Annotated in this window: 11 protein-coding genes and 1 pseudogene; 4 read left to right on the forward strand and 8 right to left on the reverse strand. The window is 68.0% G+C overall.

The window, feature by feature from the left end:
* Nucleotides 1–25 precede the first annotated feature (25 nt).
* From ACZ5K7_RS08035 to ACZ5K7_RS08045, 3 genes are all read right to left on the reverse strand, one after another.
* Nucleotides 26–3,010, reverse strand: a complete 2,985-nt coding sequence (locus ACZ5K7_RS08035; protein WP_468911732.1) for a tetratricopeptide repeat protein — start codon at nucleotides 3,008–3,010, stop codon at nucleotides 26–28.
* A gap of 808 nt (nucleotides 3,011–3,818) precedes the next feature.
* Nucleotides 3,819–6,539, reverse strand: a complete 2,721-nt coding sequence (gene ppdK / locus ACZ5K7_RS08040) for a pyruvate, phosphate dikinase (protein ID WP_468911735.1) — start codon at nucleotides 6,537–6,539, stop codon at nucleotides 3,819–3,821.
* A 627-nt stretch (nucleotides 6,540–7,166) separates the two neighbouring features.
* Nucleotides 7,167–8,390: an ROK family transcriptional regulator gene (locus ACZ5K7_RS08045; protein WP_351691588.1), complete on the reverse strand. Its 1,224-nt coding sequence runs from the start codon at nucleotides 8,388–8,390 to the stop codon at nucleotides 7,167–7,169.
* Between the two features lie 120 nt (nucleotides 8,391–8,510).
* Between ACZ5K7_RS08045 and ACZ5K7_RS08050 the strand changes: the two genes are divergently transcribed.
* The 3 genes from ACZ5K7_RS08050 to ACZ5K7_RS08060 all read left to right on the forward strand — a co-directional run bounded on the left by ACZ5K7_RS08050 (nucleotide 8,511) and on the right by ACZ5K7_RS08060 (nucleotide 14,580).
* Nucleotides 8,511–9,965 (forward strand): amylo-alpha-1,6-glucosidase, encoded by a 1,455-nt coding sequence (locus ACZ5K7_RS08050; RefSeq protein WP_468911739.1) that lies wholly within the window; start codon nucleotides 8,511–8,513, stop codon nucleotides 9,963–9,965.
* Nucleotides 9,966–10,029: 64 nt separating this feature from the next.
* Nucleotides 10,030–11,967, forward strand: coding sequence for an amylo-alpha-1,6-glucosidase (locus ACZ5K7_RS08055; protein WP_351691582.1), 1,938 nt, complete (start codon nucleotides 10,030–10,032; stop codon nucleotides 11,965–11,967).
* Nucleotides 11,968–13,008: 1,041 nt separating this feature from the next.
* A complete protein-coding gene (locus ACZ5K7_RS08060) occupies nucleotides 13,009–14,580 on the forward strand; it encodes a sulfatase-like hydrolase/transferase (protein ID WP_351692845.1) in 1,572 nt (523 codons plus the stop codon).
* 106 nt (nucleotides 14,581–14,686) lie between these two features.
* Here the strand turns inward: ACZ5K7_RS08060 and dusB are convergent, their stop codons facing one another.
* Nucleotides 14,687–15,829, reverse strand: coding sequence for a tRNA dihydrouridine synthase DusB (gene dusB / locus ACZ5K7_RS08065; RefSeq protein WP_468911743.1), 1,143 nt, complete (start codon nucleotides 15,827–15,829; stop codon nucleotides 14,687–14,689).
* 131 nt (nucleotides 15,830–15,960) lie between these two features.
* Between dusB and ACZ5K7_RS08070 the strand changes: the two genes are divergently transcribed.
* Nucleotides 15,961–17,412, forward strand: coding sequence for an MFS transporter (locus ACZ5K7_RS08070; protein ID WP_351691576.1), 1,452 nt, complete (start codon nucleotides 15,961–15,963; stop codon nucleotides 17,410–17,412).
* On the opposite strand, the pseudogene ACZ5K7_RS08075 reads toward ACZ5K7_RS08070, so the two are convergent.
* From ACZ5K7_RS08075 to ACZ5K7_RS08090, 4 genes and pseudogenes are all read right to left on the reverse strand, one after another.
* Nucleotides 17,409–17,642, reverse strand: a pseudogene (locus ACZ5K7_RS08075) (integrase core domain-containing protein); the annotation flags it as partial. The gene ACZ5K7_RS08070 and the pseudogene ACZ5K7_RS08075 sit on opposite strands and share 4 nt — an antisense overlap.
* 189 nt (nucleotides 17,643–17,831) lie before the next feature.
* Nucleotides 17,832–18,653 (reverse strand): SDR family NAD(P)-dependent oxidoreductase, encoded by an 822-nt coding sequence (locus ACZ5K7_RS08080; RefSeq protein ID WP_468911747.1) that lies wholly within the window; start codon nucleotides 18,651–18,653, stop codon nucleotides 17,832–17,834.
* Between the two features lie 87 nt (nucleotides 18,654–18,740).
* On the reverse strand, nucleotides 18,741–19,406 hold the full coding sequence (locus tag ACZ5K7_RS08085; protein ID WP_468911750.1) for an SDR family NAD(P)-dependent oxidoreductase: 666 nt from the start codon (nucleotides 19,404–19,406) through the stop codon (nucleotides 18,741–18,743).
* A gap of 68 nt (nucleotides 19,407–19,474) precedes the next feature.
* The gene (locus tag ACZ5K7_RS08090) at nucleotides 19,475–19,990 is read right to left on the reverse strand and encodes a MarR family winged helix-turn-helix transcriptional regulator (RefSeq protein ID WP_468911753.1); all 516 of its coding nucleotides are present in this window, start codon (nucleotides 19,988–19,990) and stop codon (nucleotides 19,475–19,477) included.
* Between the last annotated feature and the right edge of the window lie 39 nt (nucleotides 19,991–20,029).

Consider the following 20,029-nt stretch of genomic DNA (forward strand, 5'->3'; position numbering starts at 1 on the left):
GCGTACCAGTATAGGGGCGTCAGGCTCAAAGTGGTCGTATGTCTTTACCATTCGACACTTGATCAGATGCACTTGATTTTCGGGGACCGCCTCGTAGCCCCATAAGGACATCTTGGATTCGCTCCACCTCCTCTTCGTCTCCGAACTTTTCATGCACAGCTTTGGCAAGGCCGCGCAGCGTATCTTCGTATATGGATTTTTTCATCTCGCCTGAAGTGTAGCGGAAGAATGCAAGTGTCCTCTGATAGGAATAAGCCTCCTTACTCTCTGGTGGCATTCCATTGATAATCTTCGCAAGTCCGCGAATCGCAGTATTATGATCTCCTGCGCTACTCAGACTCTTACAGATGCAAACCATGTCATCCCGTAGCTGGCTTGATTTTGCCCAGACCGCTACCTCCTCGTCTGTGAATTGGGTCAGAAGCTGCGCTGTAGATACGATTTCTTCGGGGGTTCCCGATTTTTCTACCGCATGGACAAGGCAGTGCAGCTCTACAGGTAGCCGCACATCCCAAATTCTTTCATTTCTAGAGAATCGAATATCGAGGACATCACGCATAAGGCGTTCCGCTTCAATTACACGGTCCATGGTGACGAGCAAATCCGCATAGTCATGACGGACACATATTACCTCTTCATCGGTTGCTGAATGCGTAAGTTCCAGTTGTCGCATTCGCTCTTGGAACGTCCTGGCCGAATCATCCAACCTGCCCTGTTTTGCCAGATTCTGCGCCAGACAGCTCCTCATTGAATCGCAGAAGACTCGCCCCTCTGTTGGAATTTCGTCCAGCGTTTCGATAATGGCGCGGTAGTAGTTCTCCGCCTCGGGGTAACGCTCCTTTTTATCCAGCCAGTGACCCAGCAGGTGGAGTGTTTGCAAATCCACCATACCTGGGTTTTCTGACGCACTCACCGTTTCATAGAGGCGCTCCCACTCTACGTCGGATCGACTTTTCCCGTTTTTTTGTTCTTCTATAATTTGAATCATAGTGAAGTGGGTTCCCAGGGTGTACGGATTATCCTTCCCAAGCGTCTCTTGCCTAGCCTTCAAAACTCTCCTGAGCTCTATTTCCGCTTGCTTGTAATTACCTGTAGATGCGAGCGACTGAGCCCAGTTGTGATAGCTCATAAGCGTCTCTGGATGATCGGCACCAAGGGCTTCTTTGCATTTCTTGTAAAGGTCGCGGAACGCTAAAGGTTTGGCTTTCTCGCCAAAGGTAGCGAAGATGTACCTGTGCTGCGCTGCCAGGTGAAGAGGATCGGAGGATTGGAAGCGAGAAGCAAGAGAACGGAGTGCACTTGCTGCCTCCCCCAAGGAATCCCGCATGGCTAGGTGCATGTATGAGAAGTTGCGTAGACCAACCTCGACGAGAGTTCGGGAAATATTCTCATCGGGCGCCTCGGTGAAGCGAGTAAGCGTCATGATGTGTGGGTGCAGAAGGCCCCACCAGAAATGATTATCCCTATCTTCTGGTGCTCGCCGCGTCGCAAATTCGAGAAGCTCCACAGCTGTTCTTGTGAGATTTGCCTGTGTCTCGACATTCGCTGAGGCTAGGTGTCCTCGATTGACCTCTAGAACCAGACTGTGAACAGTGATGGCTGGCTGCGTTTCGTGACGCTCGGATTGGACTTCAGTAATATCCAGAAGGCTAAGCGTCTGGAGTGCCTCAATAACGAGCTCCAGTCGGTCAATACTGAAATCTACTGGAAAAGACTGGTGACGCTTCAACGTCTCGTGGTCTAGGACGTCTACCGGAATCGGGTGCGGACCGAACCGTGAAAGTAGACGCATAAACGTTCTCGCTTCGGGAAATCCTTGAGATTCCAAGAGGTCGAGACTGATTTCCCAAGTTTGACTGATTAGTCGTCTGTGTAGCTGCTCGGCGCCATTTGGATTCAGAGAACCTGTAGCTAGGCGGTCCAGGTAGTTGACCCCGGCCTCGTCTAGTGCTGTGAGGTATGAAGAGAAATCGCGCACCCGCGCTTGGTCTCTTCCTCTGCGCAGTAGGCCTGCCCCTCGCGTGGCACGACTCAACTGCGATCCTGCCAGGCGCAGAGCCAATGGCAGTCCCCCCAGTCTCGCCGAAAGATCTTGGGCTTCCTGCCTGGAGCCTGCTTGATTGGCCAGATCTAGAAGAACTTCAGCGCCTTCGCTGGGCGTGAGAGGATCAATCGAGTGGAGCTCTGCTGAGTTACCCCAAATTTCTGGATCCCCCAGGCGCGTGGTTACGATAGTGAGCCCGTTTCGGCTGGCGCGAAGCCATCCTGTAGCGTCCCCTGGGTGACTGTGCGAACTTCCGGCCAATTCCGGCTCGTCGACCTCGTCGAGAACTAGAAGCCAGGGTCTACGCGACGAATCCAGCAGTCGCCAAAGGAAGTCTGGTGCGTCACCTACTCTTTCCCAGGCTTCCTCGGTTTCCTCTCGGGTTGCGCCCAGCCTTCTGGCGACTTGGCGCATCGAGTTTTGCAGGTGTTCCTTGCTGGCTTTTATCCAGAACACGTCGAAATTTTGACTTCGAGCCTCTCTAGCCATACTCAGCGCTAGCGTGGTTTTTCCGCATCCGCCCAAACCATGGAGAACTATGAATTTGTCCGGTCGGCTTTTCAAGTGGCCGTGCAGGCGCGCCTGTACATCGGACCTTCCCCTGACATGCGGAGGTAGATTCCCCAAGGGTGGCTCAAGGGAAAGCATCTGAGCGGTAGGCGCAGAGTTTACTTGAGGTGTTTCGGATGAGTGAGCGGAATGGGAACGTTGCTCGTGCGTACCTGAGGTGCTCTGTCCTCCTGCGCTTCGACGGCTCTCTCGTTTTGCGGCGTATTCTGCTGCCTTAGCCCTCTCTTGCCGAGCTGCCCATTCGCTGCTGTAGGAGAGCCCACAGCATTCGAGGACCCTCTTCAGGGTCTGCTCGCTAGGGGCCCTACTGCCACTTAGAGCCTCAGACAGCGTGCTGGCGTTGAGCCCAGAGTCTTGCGCCAGATGGGCCGCTGTCCGGTAGCCCGCCGCACTCATGATCTCCCTGAGGCGCTCTGCCAGATTCCGTACCGCCTCAGGGCTGTGCTGATCGACTGGATTCAGTGCGCGACTCAAGGTCCCCCCCGGGAGCGCTTCGTTGCCTTCGAAGTTCCATTATTCGGGCGATACCGCTGGTCTCGCAATGATTCTTCGATCGAACTCCGGAACGACTGTTCGAAGATCGCCTCCAACGCCTACCAAGGTCTCATCGGCCAGCGATCGAGCCGCTGGCGGGAGGAGGGGACCGTGGAACTGGTGCATACGGCTATCGAGCATGCCTCCGAGATCGTCCTTGTTTGGAAGGTGATCCGGGGACTGACCCTCGCGGTGAGGGCTGGTGCGCGGATCAAGGCCACGCGGGTGATGGCAAGCGAGGAAAGGAGGGAACGGCGTAGCGTCGCCGGTGAGCCCACTACCTGTGCCACGTGTGGACGTGGCACGGACGGCGGAAGCGGCGAGAGCGCAGCCCGCGCTCATAGGCACTGGTCAGAAGACTGAACGCGGGGAGGCGGCAGGAAGACTGTAAGTCTGCCGGCTTACAGCATCGGGAGGGCACAACGAGGGCACAACGGCGTCACGCGGGCTCAACGGCAACCAACGCCAGCCAACGCCGTTTCACCTGGTCAGTGCCGTAGCTTGACAACCCCAGCAGCTCATGCACGAAGGGGCGGCACCCCCGCACAGGGTGCCGCCCCTCTCTTGCGTGCCGGGGCCGCCGTCCATCGGTCTTGAGGGTCGGGGACGGACGGCGGACCCGGGGTTCAGGGGAGGCCGGTCATCTCACCGGCCTCCGGTCGGCGGTGCCTCAGCGGTGGTCGCTGCCCGTCGACTGCGTCGCCGCCCGGCCCGCCTCCAGGCGGGCCACCGGGATGCGGAACGGGGAGCAGGAGACGTAGTCCAGACCCACCTCGTGGAAGAAGTGGACGGACTCGGGGTCGCCGCCGTGCTCGCCGCAGACGCCCAGCTTCAGGTCCGGGCGGGTGGCGCGGCCGGCCTTCGCCGCCGCTGCCACCAGGGAGCCGACGCCGTCCCGGTCGATGGTCTCGAAGGGGGAGACGCCGAAGATGCCCTTCTCCAGGTACGCGGTGAAGAAGCTCGCCTCGACGTCGTCCCGGCTGAAGCCCCACACGGTCTGGGTGAGGTCGTTGGTGCCGAAGGAGAAGAACTCGGCCGCTTCCGCGATCTGGCCGGCCGTCAGGGCGGCACGCGGGAGTTCGATCATCGTGCCGATCGAGAGCTTGAGGCTGGTGCCCGTCGCCGCCTCCACCTCGGCGATGACCTGGTCGGCCTCCTCGCGGACGATCTCCAGCTCCTGGACCGTGCCGACAAGGGGGATCATGATCTCGGCGCGCGGGTCGCCCTTGGCGTTCTTGCGTTCCGCGGCGGCCTCGGCGATCGCGCGGACCTGCATGGTGAACAGGCCGGGGATCACCAGGCCCAGGCGCACGCCGCGCAGGCCCAGCATCGGGTTCTGCTCGTGCAGGCGGTGGACCGCCTGGAGGAGCCGGAGTTCGTTCTCGTGCGGCTCCTGGCGGGACTCGGCGAGGGCCACCCGGACCGAGAGTTCCGTGATGTCCGGGAGGAACTCGTGGAGCGGCGGGTCGAGGAGGCGGACCGTGACCGGGAGGCCGTCCATCGCCGAGAAGAGTTCGACGAAGTCCTTCTTCTGGAGGGGGAGGAGGGCCCGCAAGGACTCCTCCCGGTCTTCCTCCGTGTCGGCCAGGATCAGGCGTTCCACCAGTTCACGGCGGTCGCCGAGGAACATGTGCTCGGTACGGCACAGGCCGATGCCCTGGGCGCCGAAGCGGCGGGCCCGCAGGGCGTCCTCGGCGTTGTCGGCGTTGGCGCGCACCCGCAGCCGGCGCTTGCGGTCCGCGAACGCCATGATGCGGTGCACCGCTTCGACGAGTTCGCCGGCGTCCTGGGCGCCCGCGTGCATCCGGCCCTCGAAGTACTCGACGACCGGGGAGGGCACGACCGGGACCTCGCCCAGGTAGACCTTGCCCGAGGAGCCGTCGATGGAGATGACGTCGCCCTCCTCGACCACATGACCGCCGGGGACCGTCATCCGCCGGCGCTTGGTGTCGACCTCCAGCTCCTCCGCACCGCACACGCACGTCTTGCCCATGCCCCGGGCCACCACGGCCGCGTGGGAGGTCTTGCCGCCCCGGGAGGTCAGGATTCCCTCCGCCGCGATCATGCCGTCGAGGTCGTCGGGGTTGGTCTCGCGGCGGACCAGGATGACCTTCTCGCCCGAGCGGGACCACTTGACCGCCGTGTACGAGTCGAAGACCGCCTTGCCGACCGCCGCGCCCGGCGAGGCGGCGATGCCGCGGCCGACCGACTGTGCCTTCGCCTGCTCGTCGAAGCGGGGGAACATCAGCTGGGCCAGCTGGGCGCCGGTGACGCGCTGGAGGGCCTCCGTCTCGTCGATCAGGCCCTGGTCGACCAGCTGGGTCGCGATGCGGAAGGCGGCGCCCGCGGTGCGCTTGCCGACGCGCGTCTGGAGCATCCACAGCTGACCGCGCTCGATGGTGAACTCGATGTCGCAGAGGTCCTTGTAGTGGTTCTCCAGCGTCTCCATGATCTGCATCAGCTGGTCGTACGACTTCTTGTCGATGTTCTCCAGCTCGGCCAGGGGGACCGTGTTGCGGATGCCCGCGACCACGTCCTCGCCCTGGGCGTTCTGGAGGTAGTCGCCGTAGACGCCCTGGTGGCCCGAGGCGGGGTCGCGGGTGAAGGCGACGCCGGTGCCGGAGTCCGGGCCGAGGTTGCCGAAGACCATCGAGCAGACGTTGACGGCCGTGCCGAGGTCGCCGGGGATGCGCTCCTGGCGGCGGTAGAGCTTGGCGCGGTCGGTGTTCCAGGAGTCGAAGACCGCGCGGATCGCGAGGTCCATCTGCTCGCGCGGGTCCTGCGGGAAGTCCCGGCCCGCCTCCGTCTTGACGATCTTCTTGAACTTGGTGACGAGCTTCTTGAGGTCGGCCGCCTCCAGCTCCGTGTCGACGGTGACCTTCTTGGCGTCCTTCGCCGCGTCCAGGGCCTCCTCGAAGAGGTCGCCGTCGACGCCGAGGACCGTCTTGCCGAACATCTGGACGAGCCGACGGTAGGAGTCCCACGCGAACCGGTCGTCGCCGGCCTGCTTGGCCAGGCCCTGCACGGACTTGTCGGAGAGGCCGATGTTCAGGACCGTGTCCATCATGCCGGGCATGGAGAACTTCGCGCCGGAGCGGACCGAGACCAGGAGGGGGTCGTCGGCCTGGCCCAGCTTCTTGCCCATCCGCTGCTCCAGCGCGTCGAGGTGCGCACTCACCTCGTCACGCAGTGCCGCCGGTTCCTCGCCGCTGTCGAGGTAGACCTTGCAGGCTTCCGTCGTGATCGTGAAGCCAGGGGGAACGGGGAGCCCGAGGTTGGTCATCTCGGCGAGGTTCGCGCCCTTGCCACCCAGGAGGTCCTTGAGGTCCTTGTTTCCCTCGGTGAAGTCGTAAACGAACTTCGCTACGTGGGGTTCTTTGTTTTCCGACACGGGTCTCGACTCCCTGAAGGACGCGGTGGCTGCCCTGACGGCGAGGAACATACCCAGATCGAAGGCACCTGGGTACGTCTACTCGCGTGTCATGCGCCCGTAACCAACCGTCCGCCACCGGATCGAAAGTCAAAGCTTGGCAAGCCGAGACGGGCGGATGTTTTCACTTCTTGAACGCAAGACCGCTCAGGGCCGCACTATTTCGCTCAGATGAGCGGAGTGACTGCACGTCTGATTTCGATCGATGAACGATCAAGGGGTGGCACCCAGTGCCACCCCTTGGAGAAGTGCAGTCGCTCATGATCCGCTCATCTGAGCGCAACCCTTATCAAGGGTGGCGAGAATCACGCTGCCACAGACGCCGGGATTTCACCATGCGGACATGGAATGGACGCGGAAAGCGGACGGAAACAACCGCGTCATCTCACCGGTGACAGCGAGGTCGTCGCGTCGGTGACAGCCCTGCCTCCTGCCGGTGACAGCCCTGGCGTAGCGCCGGCAACAGCCACACCGTCACGCGAGTGACAGCCACGCCGTCACGCGAGTGACAGCCACACCGCCCCACCGGCGGCAGCCTGGCCGTCCCACGAGTGACAGCCAGGCCGCGTCCCACCGGCGGCAGGCGCCTCACATGCCGAGGGCCAGCAACCGCTCCTCCACCCGCTCCGGCGCGTACAGGTGCTCCACGACCAGCGCCCCGGCGCCGATCACCCCGGCCCGGTCCCCCAGCTGCGAGGTCACGACGTCCAGGTGGGCGGTGGAGCGGGGCAGCGCCCGCTGGTACAGCAACTCCCGCACGCCGGTGAGGAAGGACGTACCCGCCAGATCCCCGGCGATCATCAGCACACCCGGGTTCAGCAGGGTCACGACCGTCGCCAGTACGTCCCCGACCCGGCGGCCGGCCTCCCTGGCCAGCGCCGCCGCCTCCGGATGGCCCGCGGCGAGCAGATCGCGCACATCTGAGCCGGAGGCCGCCGGAACCCCGGCCTCCGCCAGCCGCCGGGCCACCGCGCCACCGCTCGCGACGGCGGCGAGGCAGCCGTACGAACCGCAGCGGCACTGCGCCTCGGCGCCCACCCGGATATGGCCGATGTCCCCGGCGCCGCCGTCGATGCCCCGGTAGATCGAGCCGTCGACCACCACCCCGGCACCGATACCCGTCGAGACCTTCACCAGCACGAACGCCGAGCAGTCCGGGTGCCTGGTGCGCTGCTCGCCGTACGCCATCAGGTTCGCGTCGTTGTCCACCAGGACCGGGACCCCCGGCGGCGCGCCCGTGTGCTCGGTGAACGCCCTGGCCATGCGGCCGCGTATGTCGTAGCCGTCCCAGCCGGGCATGATCGGCGGTTGCACGACCCGGCCGGTCTCGGTGTCGACCGGGCCCGGTACCGCGAGGCCGATCCCGCACACCTCCGCCGCCAGGTGGCCGGCCTTCTCCAGCAACTCGGCGAACCAGCGGCCGAGTTCGGTGAGTACGGCGTCCGGGCCGTCCTGGATGACCAGCGTGCCGGAGTGTTCGGCGAGGATCTCGCCGGTCAGGGAGAGGACGGCGGCCCTGGCATGGCGGGTCTCCAGGTCGGCGGCGAGGACCACCGCGTGCGCGTCGTCGAATTCGAGGGTGATGGAGGGGCGGCCGCCCAGCGGGGAGTCGACGGGGCCGCCGGCGCCCTCGCGCAGCCAGCCCGCGCGGAACAGCCGGTCCAGGCGCAGGCCGACGGTCGCGCGGGAGAGTCCGGTGGCCTGCTGGAGGGCGCCGCGGGTCACGGCCCGCCCACTGCGCACCAGCTCCAGCAGTTCGCCCGAGCTCGCCTGTCCGCCGCCCTTGCCGGTCCTGCCGGGACGTCCGGTCATGCGCACCCCCTTGTGTTTCTCAAGCTTGCATTACATATTGAGTTTTGCGTGTTAAATAGACGTAACCCTACGGTAGCCACAGCCAAACCCGGTCGGCCGGACGTCTTCGGGGAGCCCCGAGTGGATCGCACTGCCCAGCTCACAGCCCATGCGCTCGGTTCCGGGATCGCATACGATCCACCCTCCATGCGCGCCCCCGGTACCACCGGCTCAGGGTCCCTGCACGTCAGAGCCGCACGTGTGCTCGCCGACAACTGGACCGGCAGTTCGACCGTGCCGTCGCGGAGCCTGTACCCGCACCAGTGGTCCTGGGACTCGGCGTTCGTCGCGATCGGCCTCAGGCACCTGTCGCCGCTGCGCGCGCAGACCGAGCTGGAGACGCTGCTGGCCGCCCAGTGGGCCGACGGGCGGATCCCGCACATCGTGTTCAACCCCTCCGTGCCCCTCGACGCGTACTTCCCGAGCCCCGACTTCTGGCGTTCCTCGACCGCGGGGCGTGCCGCGGGCGCCCCCCGCACCGTACAGACCTCCGGGATCGTGCAGCCGCCGGTGCACGCGCTGGCCGCCTGGCTGGTGCACCTCGCCGATCCCGGCCTGTCGCGGGCGCGCGGCTTCCTGGCGACCGCCTATCCCCGGCTCGCCGCCTGGCACCGCTATCTGCTGCACCGGCGGGACCTCGGCGGCGGCGGTCTCGCGTCCGTCGTGCACCCCTGGGAACAGGGTATGGACAACAGCCCCTGCTGGGACGCCCCGCTGGCCCGCGTCGCGCCCGCTCCGGCGCGCTCCTTCCACCGCTCCGACCTGGACCACGGCGCCGCCGAGGACCGGCCGACGGACCTGGACTACGGGCGGTACGTGCGGCTGGCGACGGAGTACCGGGACGCCGAATACGCCGACCGGCGGCGGGAGTTCGCCGTCGAGGACCCGGCGTTCAACGCGCTGCTCATCGCCTCCGAGCACGCCCTCGCGCGGATCGCCCAGGAGTTGGGGGCCACGGGGACGGCACGGCACGCGCGCGCGGAGCGGCTGACGGCGGCGCTGGTGGACCGGCTGTGGGATCCGGAGCGGGAGATCTTCCTCTGCCGGGACCTGCGAGGCGGTGGCGGACTGATCCCCGAACGCGGGGTCTCGGGCCTGATCCCGCTGATCCTCCCGGAGTTGCCGCGCGAGATCGCCGCCGCGCTCGTCCGGACGCTCAGCGGCCCGCACTTCGGCACCGGCACCCATCTGGTGCCCAGTTACGACCTGCTCGGCGCGGCCTTCGACCCGCACCGGTACTGGCGCGGTCCGGCCTGGGCCAACACCGGCTGGCTGCTGGAGCGGGGGCTGCGCGAGCACGGCGAGCGGGAGCGGGCGGACGCGCTCGGCGAGGCGGTCGTACGGACGGCCGGTGCGACCGGGTTCGCCGAGTACGTCGACCCGTACACGGGCGAGGCGTGCGGCGCGACCGGGTTCAGCTGGACGGCGGCGCTGGCGCTCGATCTGCACCACCGGCGGCACGCACCGCACGACGAACACCGAAAGCTTCAGAAGCGCCAAGAGCGTGAAGAGCGTCAAAGTATGGACAAGAGCTGACAAAACGGGGTGTCTTCGACGGACACCGCACGTTCGACCTGGGGAACAGAGGAGGGGACCGGGGATGACGGACCGGCATCATCTGCTCGTGCACGGCGCGACGTTCGCCGCCGTGGACGACCGCGGAGACATCAGCGGCGTGCGGGGCGGCGGTTCCCCGGACGGGTTATTCGTACGGGACGCCCGGCACCTCAGCCGCTGGCAGCTGACGGTCGACGGGGCGCTGCCCGAGGTGCTCACCCCGGTCTCCGGCGGGGACGGCACCCGGTGCGTGCTGGTCCCGCGCGGCGGCCGCCAGGAACCGCCCGCGCACACCCTCTTCCGTGAACAGGCCGTCGGTGACGGCTCGTTCGCCGAGTCCCTGCGGGTCACCAGCAACCGTCCGGTGCCGACCACGATCCGCCTCGCGATCACCGCCGACGCCGACTTCACCGACCAGTTCGAACTCCGCGCCGACCACCGCACCTACACCAAGTCCGGCGCCGTACGCTCCCGCCAGGTCCTCGACGACGGAGTGGAGTTCGGCTACCGCCGGGGCGAGTGGCGGTCCTGTACGACGATCACCGCCGAGCCGGCGCCGGACGGCGTCGAGGAGACCGGGACCGGCGCCCGGCGCCTGGTGTGGACGCTGGAACTCGCCCCGCACGGCTCGGCCGAGCTGGTGGTACGGGTCATCGGGCGCCCGCACGGCGACCGGCGGGCCCTGCGCGTGCCCCGCGACCCGGCCGCACTGAACGAGCAACTCCTCGCCCTGGAAGGGGAGTTCGTGGAGGGCGTGGCCTTCCCGACCGGCTGGCCGGAGCTGGCGGCGGCCTGCGCCCGGGGCCTCTCCGACCTCGCCGCGCTCCAGGTGCCGGCCACCGGCCCGGACGGCGAGGAACTCAAGGTCCCCGCCGCGGGCGCCCCCTGGTTCCTCACCCTGCTCGGCCGCGACGCCCTCATCACCTCTCTCTTCGCCCTCCCCTACCGGCCCCGGCTGGCCGCCGCCACCCTCCCGGCCCTCGCCGCCACCCAGGCCACCGAGGCCGGCGCACGCTCCGTGGCCCAGCCCGGGAAGATCGTCCACGAGGTACGGCACGGGGAGCTGGCCCACTTCGGACAGGTTCCGTACGGCCGTTACTACGGCTCCGTCGACGCCACCCCGCTCTTCCTGATCCTGCTGGGCGCGTACGTGGAACAGACCGGGGACACCGGCATGGCCCGGCGCCTGGAACGCAACGCCCGCGCGGCCGTCGGCTGGATGCTCGACCACGGCGGGCTGACCTCACGCGGCTATCTCGTCTACCGCGCCGACAAGGGCGGGCTCGCCAACCAGAACTGGAAGGACTCCCCCGGCGCGATCTGTTCCGCCGACGGCAGCCGGCCGGTGGGCACCGTGATGGCGGCGGGCGCGCAGGGATACGCCTACGACGCGCTGCGCCGGACGGCGTGGGTGGCACGGACGGTGTGGGCCGACGAGACCTACGCGGCGCTGCTCGAACAGGCCGCCGCCGATCTGCGGGACCGGTTCCAGCGCGACTTCTGGATGCACAGGTCCGCCTTCCCCGCGCTGGCGCTGGACGGTGAGGGCCGGCAGGTCGACGCGCTCGCCTCGGACGCCGGGCATCTGCTGTGGTCCGGGCTGCTCGACAAGGAGTACGGGGAGGAGGTCGGACGGCGGCTGCTGGAGCCGGACTTCTTCTCGGGGTGGGGGGTACGGACGCTGGCCGCGGGGCAGGCGGCGTACCACCCGTTGTCGTACCACCGGGGATCGGTGTGGCCGCACGACAACGCGCTGATCGCGTTGGGGCTGGCGCGGTACGGGTTGCACGACGAGGCGCGGGCCGTGGCACACGGGCTGGTGGACGCGGCGACGGCCGGCGGGCACCGGCTGCCGGAGGTGCTGGCCGGGTACGGGAGGGACACGCATCCGGAGCCGGTTCCGTATCCGCATGCGTGTGTGCGGGAGTCCCGGTCGGCGGCGGCTCCGCTGGCGCTGCTCACCGCCGTGGGCGGTGCGTGAGGGACTGAGGGTTCGCCGCGGGCGGGTGGGGTTGTCCGCGTGCGCGCGGCGGAGCCGCATATCGGCACAGTCCCGCTCCCCGATCGGAGCGTTGTATTTGCCCCTTGTTTGCCGAAAGACCTGAACAGGGGGCTTGTGTGAGCCGTACGGGAAGGCGGCGGGCCCGGATCTCCTCGGCGTTGGCCCGCCGATTCCGTTTCACGGGTCTCGCACGGAAGGACCTCCGGGTTGCCTCAGCACACGAGCATTCGCCAGTCATCGGACACGCCCTCCGGGCCGTCCGAACGCGAGGGCGCACCGGAGGAGTCCGAGGCCCTGCCGTCCGAGCGGAAAGCAGCTCCCGAGACCCCCGAGCCTCCCGCGGACGCGGCTGCGGAGACGGCGCCCGCGGAGCCCGAGGAGACGGTCGAGGAGACAGCCGTGCAGAGCGCAGCCCCGGACGCCGGCCCCCCGGAATCCGAACCGGATTCCGAACCGGATTCCGCCGCCGGACCCGAGCCCGAACCGGCTTCCGCACCCGAACCGGAACGGGCGCCCGGCGCCGCAGCCGAGCGGCCGGCACCCGCCGCCGAATCCACCGACGCCCAGTCCACTCCCGAGTCCGACTCCGCTCCCGGCGCCGGCGCCGCATCCACAGTCGACCCGGAAGCCGCATCCGACACCGGGCCGGAGGCCGCACCCACCGCCGGGCCGGAATCGGCGTCCACCGCGAACTCCGAAGCCGCACCCGCCACCGACCCGGGAGCCGCACCCACCGCCGGGCCGGAATCGGCGTCCGCCGTCAGCTCCGGAGCCGCGTCCACCGACCCGGAAGCCGCACCCGCCGCCGGACCGGAGGCCGCGCCCAGCGCCGAAGGCGGTAGCGAACCCGCCGCCGGGTCCGCCCCGGACGCTCCCGCCCCCGCCACCCCCCGCCGTCGCGGCTGGGCCCCCTGGAGCGGGCGGGTTCGGGGCTGGCGGGAGGCTCATCCCGGCGCTGCCTCCGCGCTGTCCGTCGGTGTCAGCGTGCTGTGCGCCGCGCTGGTGATCGCCGCGCTGGTGATGCCGAACACCGTCGTCGGGCTCGGGCCGGCGAAGTTCGTGCGGATACCGTCCGAGGGGATCATCGCGGCCGCCGTCGCGCTGGCGCTGCCCCGGCGGCCCCGGATCGTGCTGGCCGCGGTGTTCGGCGTCGTGCTCGGTGCGCTGACCCTGATCAACTTCCTCGACATGGGGTTCAACGAATACCTCGGCCGGAGCTTCAACGCCATCCTGGACTGGAGCCTGCTCAGCGACGCGGAGTCGTACCTGGAGGACACCCTGGGCAAGACGGCCACCGTCGCGGTCAGCGTCGGTGCCGTCGTCCTCGTGCTGCTGCTGTTCGTGCTGCTCGCCCTGGCGACGGTACGGCTGAGCAACCTGCTGGCCCGGCATCCGGGACGGGCCACCCGGGGCACGCTGATCGCGGGTGTCGTCTGGATCACCTGCTCCTCCTTCGGCCTCCAGATCGCCGGCGGTGTGCCGCTCGCCTCCGACCGCACCGCGACCGCGCTCGAGATCAAGGCCCGCCAGGTGCGGGACACCCTGCACGACGAGGCGGAGTTCCAGAAGGTCGCCAAGGTGGACGCCTTCGGGAACACCCCGGCCGACCAGCTGGTGCCGGATCTGCGCGGCAAGGACGTGATCTTCACGTTCATCGAGAGCTACGGCCGGAGCGCCATCGAGGACCCGATCATGGCGCCCGGTGTCGACAAGACGCTCGACGCCCAGACCGAGTCACTCACCAAGGCCGGTTACGCCGCGAAGAGCGGCTGGCTGACCTCGGCGACCTACGGCGGCAGCAGCTGGCTCGGGCACTCCACGACCATGTCGGGGCTGTGGGTGAGCAACCAGCAGCGCTACCGGACCGTCATGGCCAGCGATCACCTCAGCATCACCAAGGCGTTCCAGAAGACCGGTGACTTCGACACGGTCGGCGTGATGCCCGGCATCCAGAAGGGCTGGCCGGAACAGAGCTACTACGGCCTCGACAAGGTCTACAACGCCTTCCAGCTCGGGTACAAGGGACCCAAGTTCAGCTGGTCGACGATGCCCGACCAGTACGCGCTCCAGCAGTTCCAGGACCGGGTGCACAGCAAGCAGCCGGCCGACGGCAAGTCACGGATGTCGTTCCTGATCCTGACCTCCAGCCACCAGCCGTGGGCGCCGATCCCGAAGATGGTGCCGTGGGACCAGCTGGGCGACGGTTCGGTCTTCGACGCCATCCAGAAGGCCGGCAACAAGGCCTCCGACGTGATCGCCGACACCACCAGGTCCCGCCAGGAGTACGGCAAGTCGATCGAGTACTCGGTGACCGCGCTCACCCAGTGGCTGGAGCGGTACGGCAACGACAACACGGTGCTCGTCTTCCTCGGCGACCACCAGCCGATCGCCCGGGTCAGCGGCAACCACGCCAGCCGTGACGTGCCGATCTCGATCGTCGCCAAGGACCCGAAGATGCTGGACGCGATCAGCTCCTGGAACTGGACCGACGGTCTGCGCCCGGCGCACAACGCCCCGGTGTGGAAGATGAGCTCCTTCCGCGACAGGTTCCTGACGGCCTACGGCTCCACGCCGCACCCGAAGACGAACTGAGCGCTCCGCCGGTTGCGCGGTTCGTTCACCGCGGGCCGCTGGGGGCTGGTCGCACCCACGCGGCGGAGCCGCAGGTCGACACAGCCCCGCGCCCCTTGCAGGGCACTCAGCCGCCGGACGTGTCCAGTTCGGCGTCCTCTGTGATGCCCGCGCAGTCGTAGGGGTCCTTCAGCCAGCCGTCCGGCAGCACCACCCGGTTGTTGCCGGACGTACGGCCGCGGGGCCCGTCGGCGCCCGTGGGCCAGGGCTGGTCGAGGTCCAGCTCGTCCAGGCCGGCGCGGAGTTCCGCCAGGGACGACGTGATGGCGAGGCGCTTGCGCATCTCGCTGCCGACCGCGAAGCCCTTGAGATACCAGGCGACGTGCTTGCGGAAGTCGACGACTCCCTTGGCCTCGTCGCCGAGCCACTCGCCGAGCAGCGTGGCGTGCCGGACCATGACCTCGGCGACCTGGCGCAGGGACGGGCGCGCGATGTCGTCGTGACGGCCCTCGAACGCGGCGACCAGGTCCGCGAACAGCCACGGCCGGCCCAGGCAGCCGCGCCCGACCACGACTCCGTCGCAGCCCGTCTCCCGCACCATCCGCAGCGCGTCCTCGGCCGACCAGATGTCGCCGTTGCCGAGGACCGGGATCTCCGGGACGTGCTCCTTGAGGCGGGCGATGGCCTCCCAGTCGGCGGTGCCGCCGTAGTGCTGGGCGGCGGTGCGGCCGTGCAGCGCGATCGAGGTGACACCCTCCTCGACGGCGATACGGCCGGCGTCGAGGTAGGTGATGTGGTCGTCGTCGATGCCCTTGCGCATCTTCATGGTGACCGGGAGGTCGCCGGCGCCGCTCACCGCCTCGCGCAGGATCGCGCGCAGCAGGTTGCGCTTGTAGGGGAGGGCCGAGCCGCCGCCCTTGCGGGTGACCTTCGGGACCGGGCAGCCGAAGTTCAGGTCGATGTGGTCGGCCAGGCCCTCCTCCGCGATCATGCGGACGGCCTTGCCGACGGTGGCCGGGTCGACGCCGTACAGCTGGATCGAACGCGGCTTCTCGGTCGCGTCGAAGCGGATCAGCTGCATGGTCTTCTCGTTGCGCTCGACCAGCGCCCGGGTCGTGATCATCTCGCTGACGAACAGCCCCTTGCCCCCACTGAACTCTCGGCACAGGGTGCGGAAGGGCGCGTTGGTGATCCCGGCCATGGGGGCCAGGACGACCGGCGGCCGGACGGTGTGCGGGCCGATCTGGAGCGGGGTCGTGGGCTCGGGCATTCCCCCATTGTCCCGTATGGCCCGCGGTGCTCGGCCGGCCTGTGGACAACCGCCCCTTCCACACCCTCCGTCACGATCATGTAGCACTCATTAGTTAGACGCACTATCGACATGGGCGTACGATGGAGCGCATGCCCGAGCTGAGCCCCCGCCGACGCATGCTCGTGCTCGCGATCTGCTGCATGAGCCTGCTGATCGTGAGTCTCGACACGACCGCCCTCAATGTCGGCCTGCCGTCCATGCAGCGCGAACTGCACGCCTCGACGGCCGGTCTGCAGTGGACCATCGACGCCTACACCCTGGTCCTGGCCTCGCTGCTGATGCTCGCGGGGTCGACCGGCGACCGGGTCGGCCGCAAGAAGGTCTTCATGACGGGCCTGGTCGTCTTCTCGATCGGCTCGCTGCTCTGCTCCCTGGCCCCGAACCTCGATTCGCTGATCGCGTTCCGGATGGTCCAGGCGGTGGGCGGCTCGATGCTCAACCCCGTGGCCATGTCGATCATCACCAACACCTTCACCGACCCGCGTGAGCGGGCCCGGGCGATCGGGGTCTGGGGCGCGGTGGTCGGCATATCCATGGCCGCCGGACCGCTGGTCGGCGGCCTGCTGGTGGAGTCGGTCGGCTGGCGCGCGATCTTCTGGGTCAACCTCCCGGTCGGCCTCGCCGCGCTCCTGCTGACGCTGCGGTTCGTGCCGGAGTCCCGGGCGCCGAAGGCCCGCCGGCCCGACCCGGTCGGCCAGGTGCTGGTCATCGCGCTGTTCGGCGCGCTCACGTACTCGATCATCGAGGCCCCGACGGCCGGTGCGGGCACGGTCCTGCCGTTCGCCGCGGTGGCCCTCGTCGCCCTGGCCGGCCTGCTCTGGTACGAGCCCAGGCGTGACGAACCCCTGATCGACCTGCGGTTCTTCCGTTCGGCGCCGTTCAGCGGCGCGACCGTGATCGCGATCAGCGCGTTCGCCTCGCTCGGCGGCTTCCTGTTCCTGTCCACGCTCTACCTGCAGAACGTGCGCGGTCTGGACGCTCTGCACGCGGGCCTGTGGATGCTGCCGATGGCGGTCCCGATGTTCCTGTGCGCCCCGCTGGCGGGCCGTCTGGTCGGCAGCCGGGGTCCGCGCCTGCCGCTGGTGATCGCCGGTGTCGCGATGACCGCGAGCGCGGTGCTGTTCGCGGCGTTCGAGGCGGAGACTTCCGACACCACCCTCTTCCTCGGCTACGTCCTCTTCGGCATCGGCTTCGGCTTCGTGAACGCGCCGATCACCAACACGGCGGTCTCCGGCATGCCGAGGTCCCAGGCGGGCGTCGCGGCCGCGGTCGCCTCCACCAGCAGGCAGCTGGGCCAGACCCTGGGCGTCGCGGTGATCGGCGCGGTACTGGCGTCCGGGATCGGCTCGACGTCGTACGCCGGCACCTTCGTGGGCGCCGCCCGGCCGGGCTGGTGGATCCTCGCGGGCTGCGGCCTCGCCGTCCTGCTGCTGGGCGCCCTGACGAACGGCCGCTGGGCCCGCGCCACGGCCGAGCGGGCCGCGCAGCGACTGGCGGCACCGGAGATCCGCGAGGCCGTGGGGTCGGCGGAGCGGGTCTAGGTGTGCTGCCCCGTGAGGTCAGGGACACGACTGGCGGGCGGCTGGCCCTTCCATGCGGTGTGACCGCGATGATGGTTGTAGTGATGTAGCCATATATCGAAGGCGTCGCGTCGTTCCTGCTCGCTGCGATAGGGCCGGGCATATGCCCATTCATCGAGCAGGGTTCGGTTGAAGCGTTCTACCTTGCCGTTGGTTTGGGGACGGTGGCGGCGGGTGCGCTTGTGAGTGATTCCTGCGGCGAGCAGTGTTTGGATGTTGCCGAGCTTCTTGGTGCGTTGCGGTGAGGCATGGGCTTTTCTCGTTCTGCGCAGGAAGCCGCGCGGGCTCGTGAGAATTCGGACGGCAAAACAGCGAAACCCGCACGCAGATCGGCCTGTTGAGAACCGTGGGCGTGCGGGTGCGGGCTTGGGGGTGCGGCGTCAGGCGCCAGTGAGCTTGTGGGAGGTGCCCATGAGGTGCCGGGTCGTCGTGGCGTCCAGGACGATGGGGGTGCGCTGCTCGAAGCGGCCCGGTTTGCCCCAGTAGACAGGGGTGCCGTGCCAGTCGTCGTGGCGGACGGCTTCGACGACGTTGCGCGCGGAGGTCTCGACGGAGTCGAGGGCGAGCGGGCCGAGGACCTTCATGGCGGCCCGCATGTACCAGGGGGCGATGCGCATGATGTCGGTCTTGGCGGAGCCCGCGTTGATGACGCCGGCGGCGAGGCCGGGTTCGGCGCGGGTGAGGTGGGCGGCGTAGTGGTGGTTGGCGAGCTGGACCGCCTTGCGGTCGCGGCCGAGGGAGAAGGGTGCGAACTCGGGGAACCGGGCGAAGTCCATCTCGTTGGTCGGCGGGATCGCGGCCGTCATCATGAGCACGGCCGGCTGCTCGGCCTGGCGCAGGGCGGGCAGCAGAAGCTGTGTGAGCTGGTAGCGGCTGAGGTAGTTGATCGCGAAGAACGGGTGGAGGCCGTCGGCCGTGCGGCTCTCCTCGAAGGTGAACACGCCGGTGGTGTGGACGAGGGCGTCGATGCGGTCGTGCTGGGCGAGGAGGTGGCTCGCGGCGTCGCGGACGCCGTCGTGGGTGGAGAGGTCGCCGGCGATGAAGGATGCCCGGTCGGCGGCGGCGCCGAAGGAGGCGAGGGCGGCCTCGCCCTTGCGCGGGTCACGGCCCAGCAGAACGAGCCGGTGGCCGTGGCCGAGGAGGTCGCGGGCGGCCTGGAGGCCGATGCCGCTGTTGCCGCCGGCTATGAGGATGGTCTTCATGATGCTCCGGGGAATGTGGGCGAGGGTGGGCGGCCGCCGGGTCGGTGAACGCGTGGCCGTGAGACGCCTGTTGTCGGGGTGCGGGGGTCAGGTGCCGATGGTGTGCTCGGCCTGGGTGCGGCTGGTGTGCAGGTTCCAGTAGTCGAGGGCGATCTCGTCGGGCGCGCGGTGGGGGACGCCTTCCGGGGCTTCGGCGGCGATCATGAGGTTGATGGCCACGTTGGCCGCGTAGATGCCCTCGCCGGCGAGGGTGTTGTGCAGGTTGATCGCGTAGTTCCGCTGGCCCGCCTGGGCGATGTTGATCGTGGCGAGCATCGGGTACGGGTCGATCGCGCCGCCGCCGGTGGTGAAGAGCAGGGTGCCGGACTTGGCTTCGAGCATCCCCGGCAGCACCGTCTGGACGGCGGCGACCGCACCGTAGAGGAGGCTGTCGATCTGCGGGCGCAGGGTCTCGACGGTCACCTGCCTGGGTGTGGTCATCGACAGGCCCGCGTGCGGGGAGAACTCCAGGACGTCGATCCGTCCGAACCGTGCGATCGCCGCTTGGAGCGCCTGGGTGAGGTGGGCGGGATCGCCCGCATCGGCGGGAAAGGCTTCCGCCGTGATCCCTTCTTCAGCGAGGTCGGCGACCAGGGCGTCGAGCTTGTCCTTGGTGCGGGAGATCAGGGCGATGTCGAAGCCGTGGCCTCCGAAGACCTTGGCGATGGACAGGCCCAGGCCCGGTCCGGCTCCGACGATGGCGATGGTGGGCATGCGAAAACTCCATGGGGGCGGCGTCGTCCCGGCCGGTCGGCCGGGTGAAAACGGGGGTATGCCCGGGGTCAGTGCTGGTCGGAGGTGGTGTCGGGCCAGTCGGTAGGCAACGGCGCTTGAAGGGCGGCGAGCATGCGCTGGGAAATGGCACCGAGCTGACGCTGCTGCGCTTTGGTCAGTGGGTCGAAGATCAGCTGACGCACCGCATCGACATGGCCGGGGGCGGCGGCGACAACCTTGTCCATGCCGTCGTCGGTGAGGGTGGCCAGGGTGGCGCGACCGTCCGCGGGGTCGGGGTGGCGCCGCATCCAGCCGCGCTTCTCCAGCCGGATCACCACGTTGGACAGCCTGGAGAGCGTGCTTCCGGCGTACTGGGCCAGCTCACTCATCCGCAGGGTGCGGTCCGGCGCCATCGACAGCGAGGACATCACCACGTAGTCGAACTGTGCGATGCCCGCATCCCGCTGCATCCGCGCCTCCAGGGCGGCCGGCAGCTGGGTCAGCACATAGGCGAATGCGTACCACTGCTGCTGCTGGTCGGCGTCGAGCCAGCGCGGATCGGTGGTCTCCGGTTCCTCTTCCATACCCTCACCATACTCCAAGCATGGAGTAAATAGCTAAGC

Source organism: Streptomyces sp. NPDC031497, from assembly GCF_055580905.1.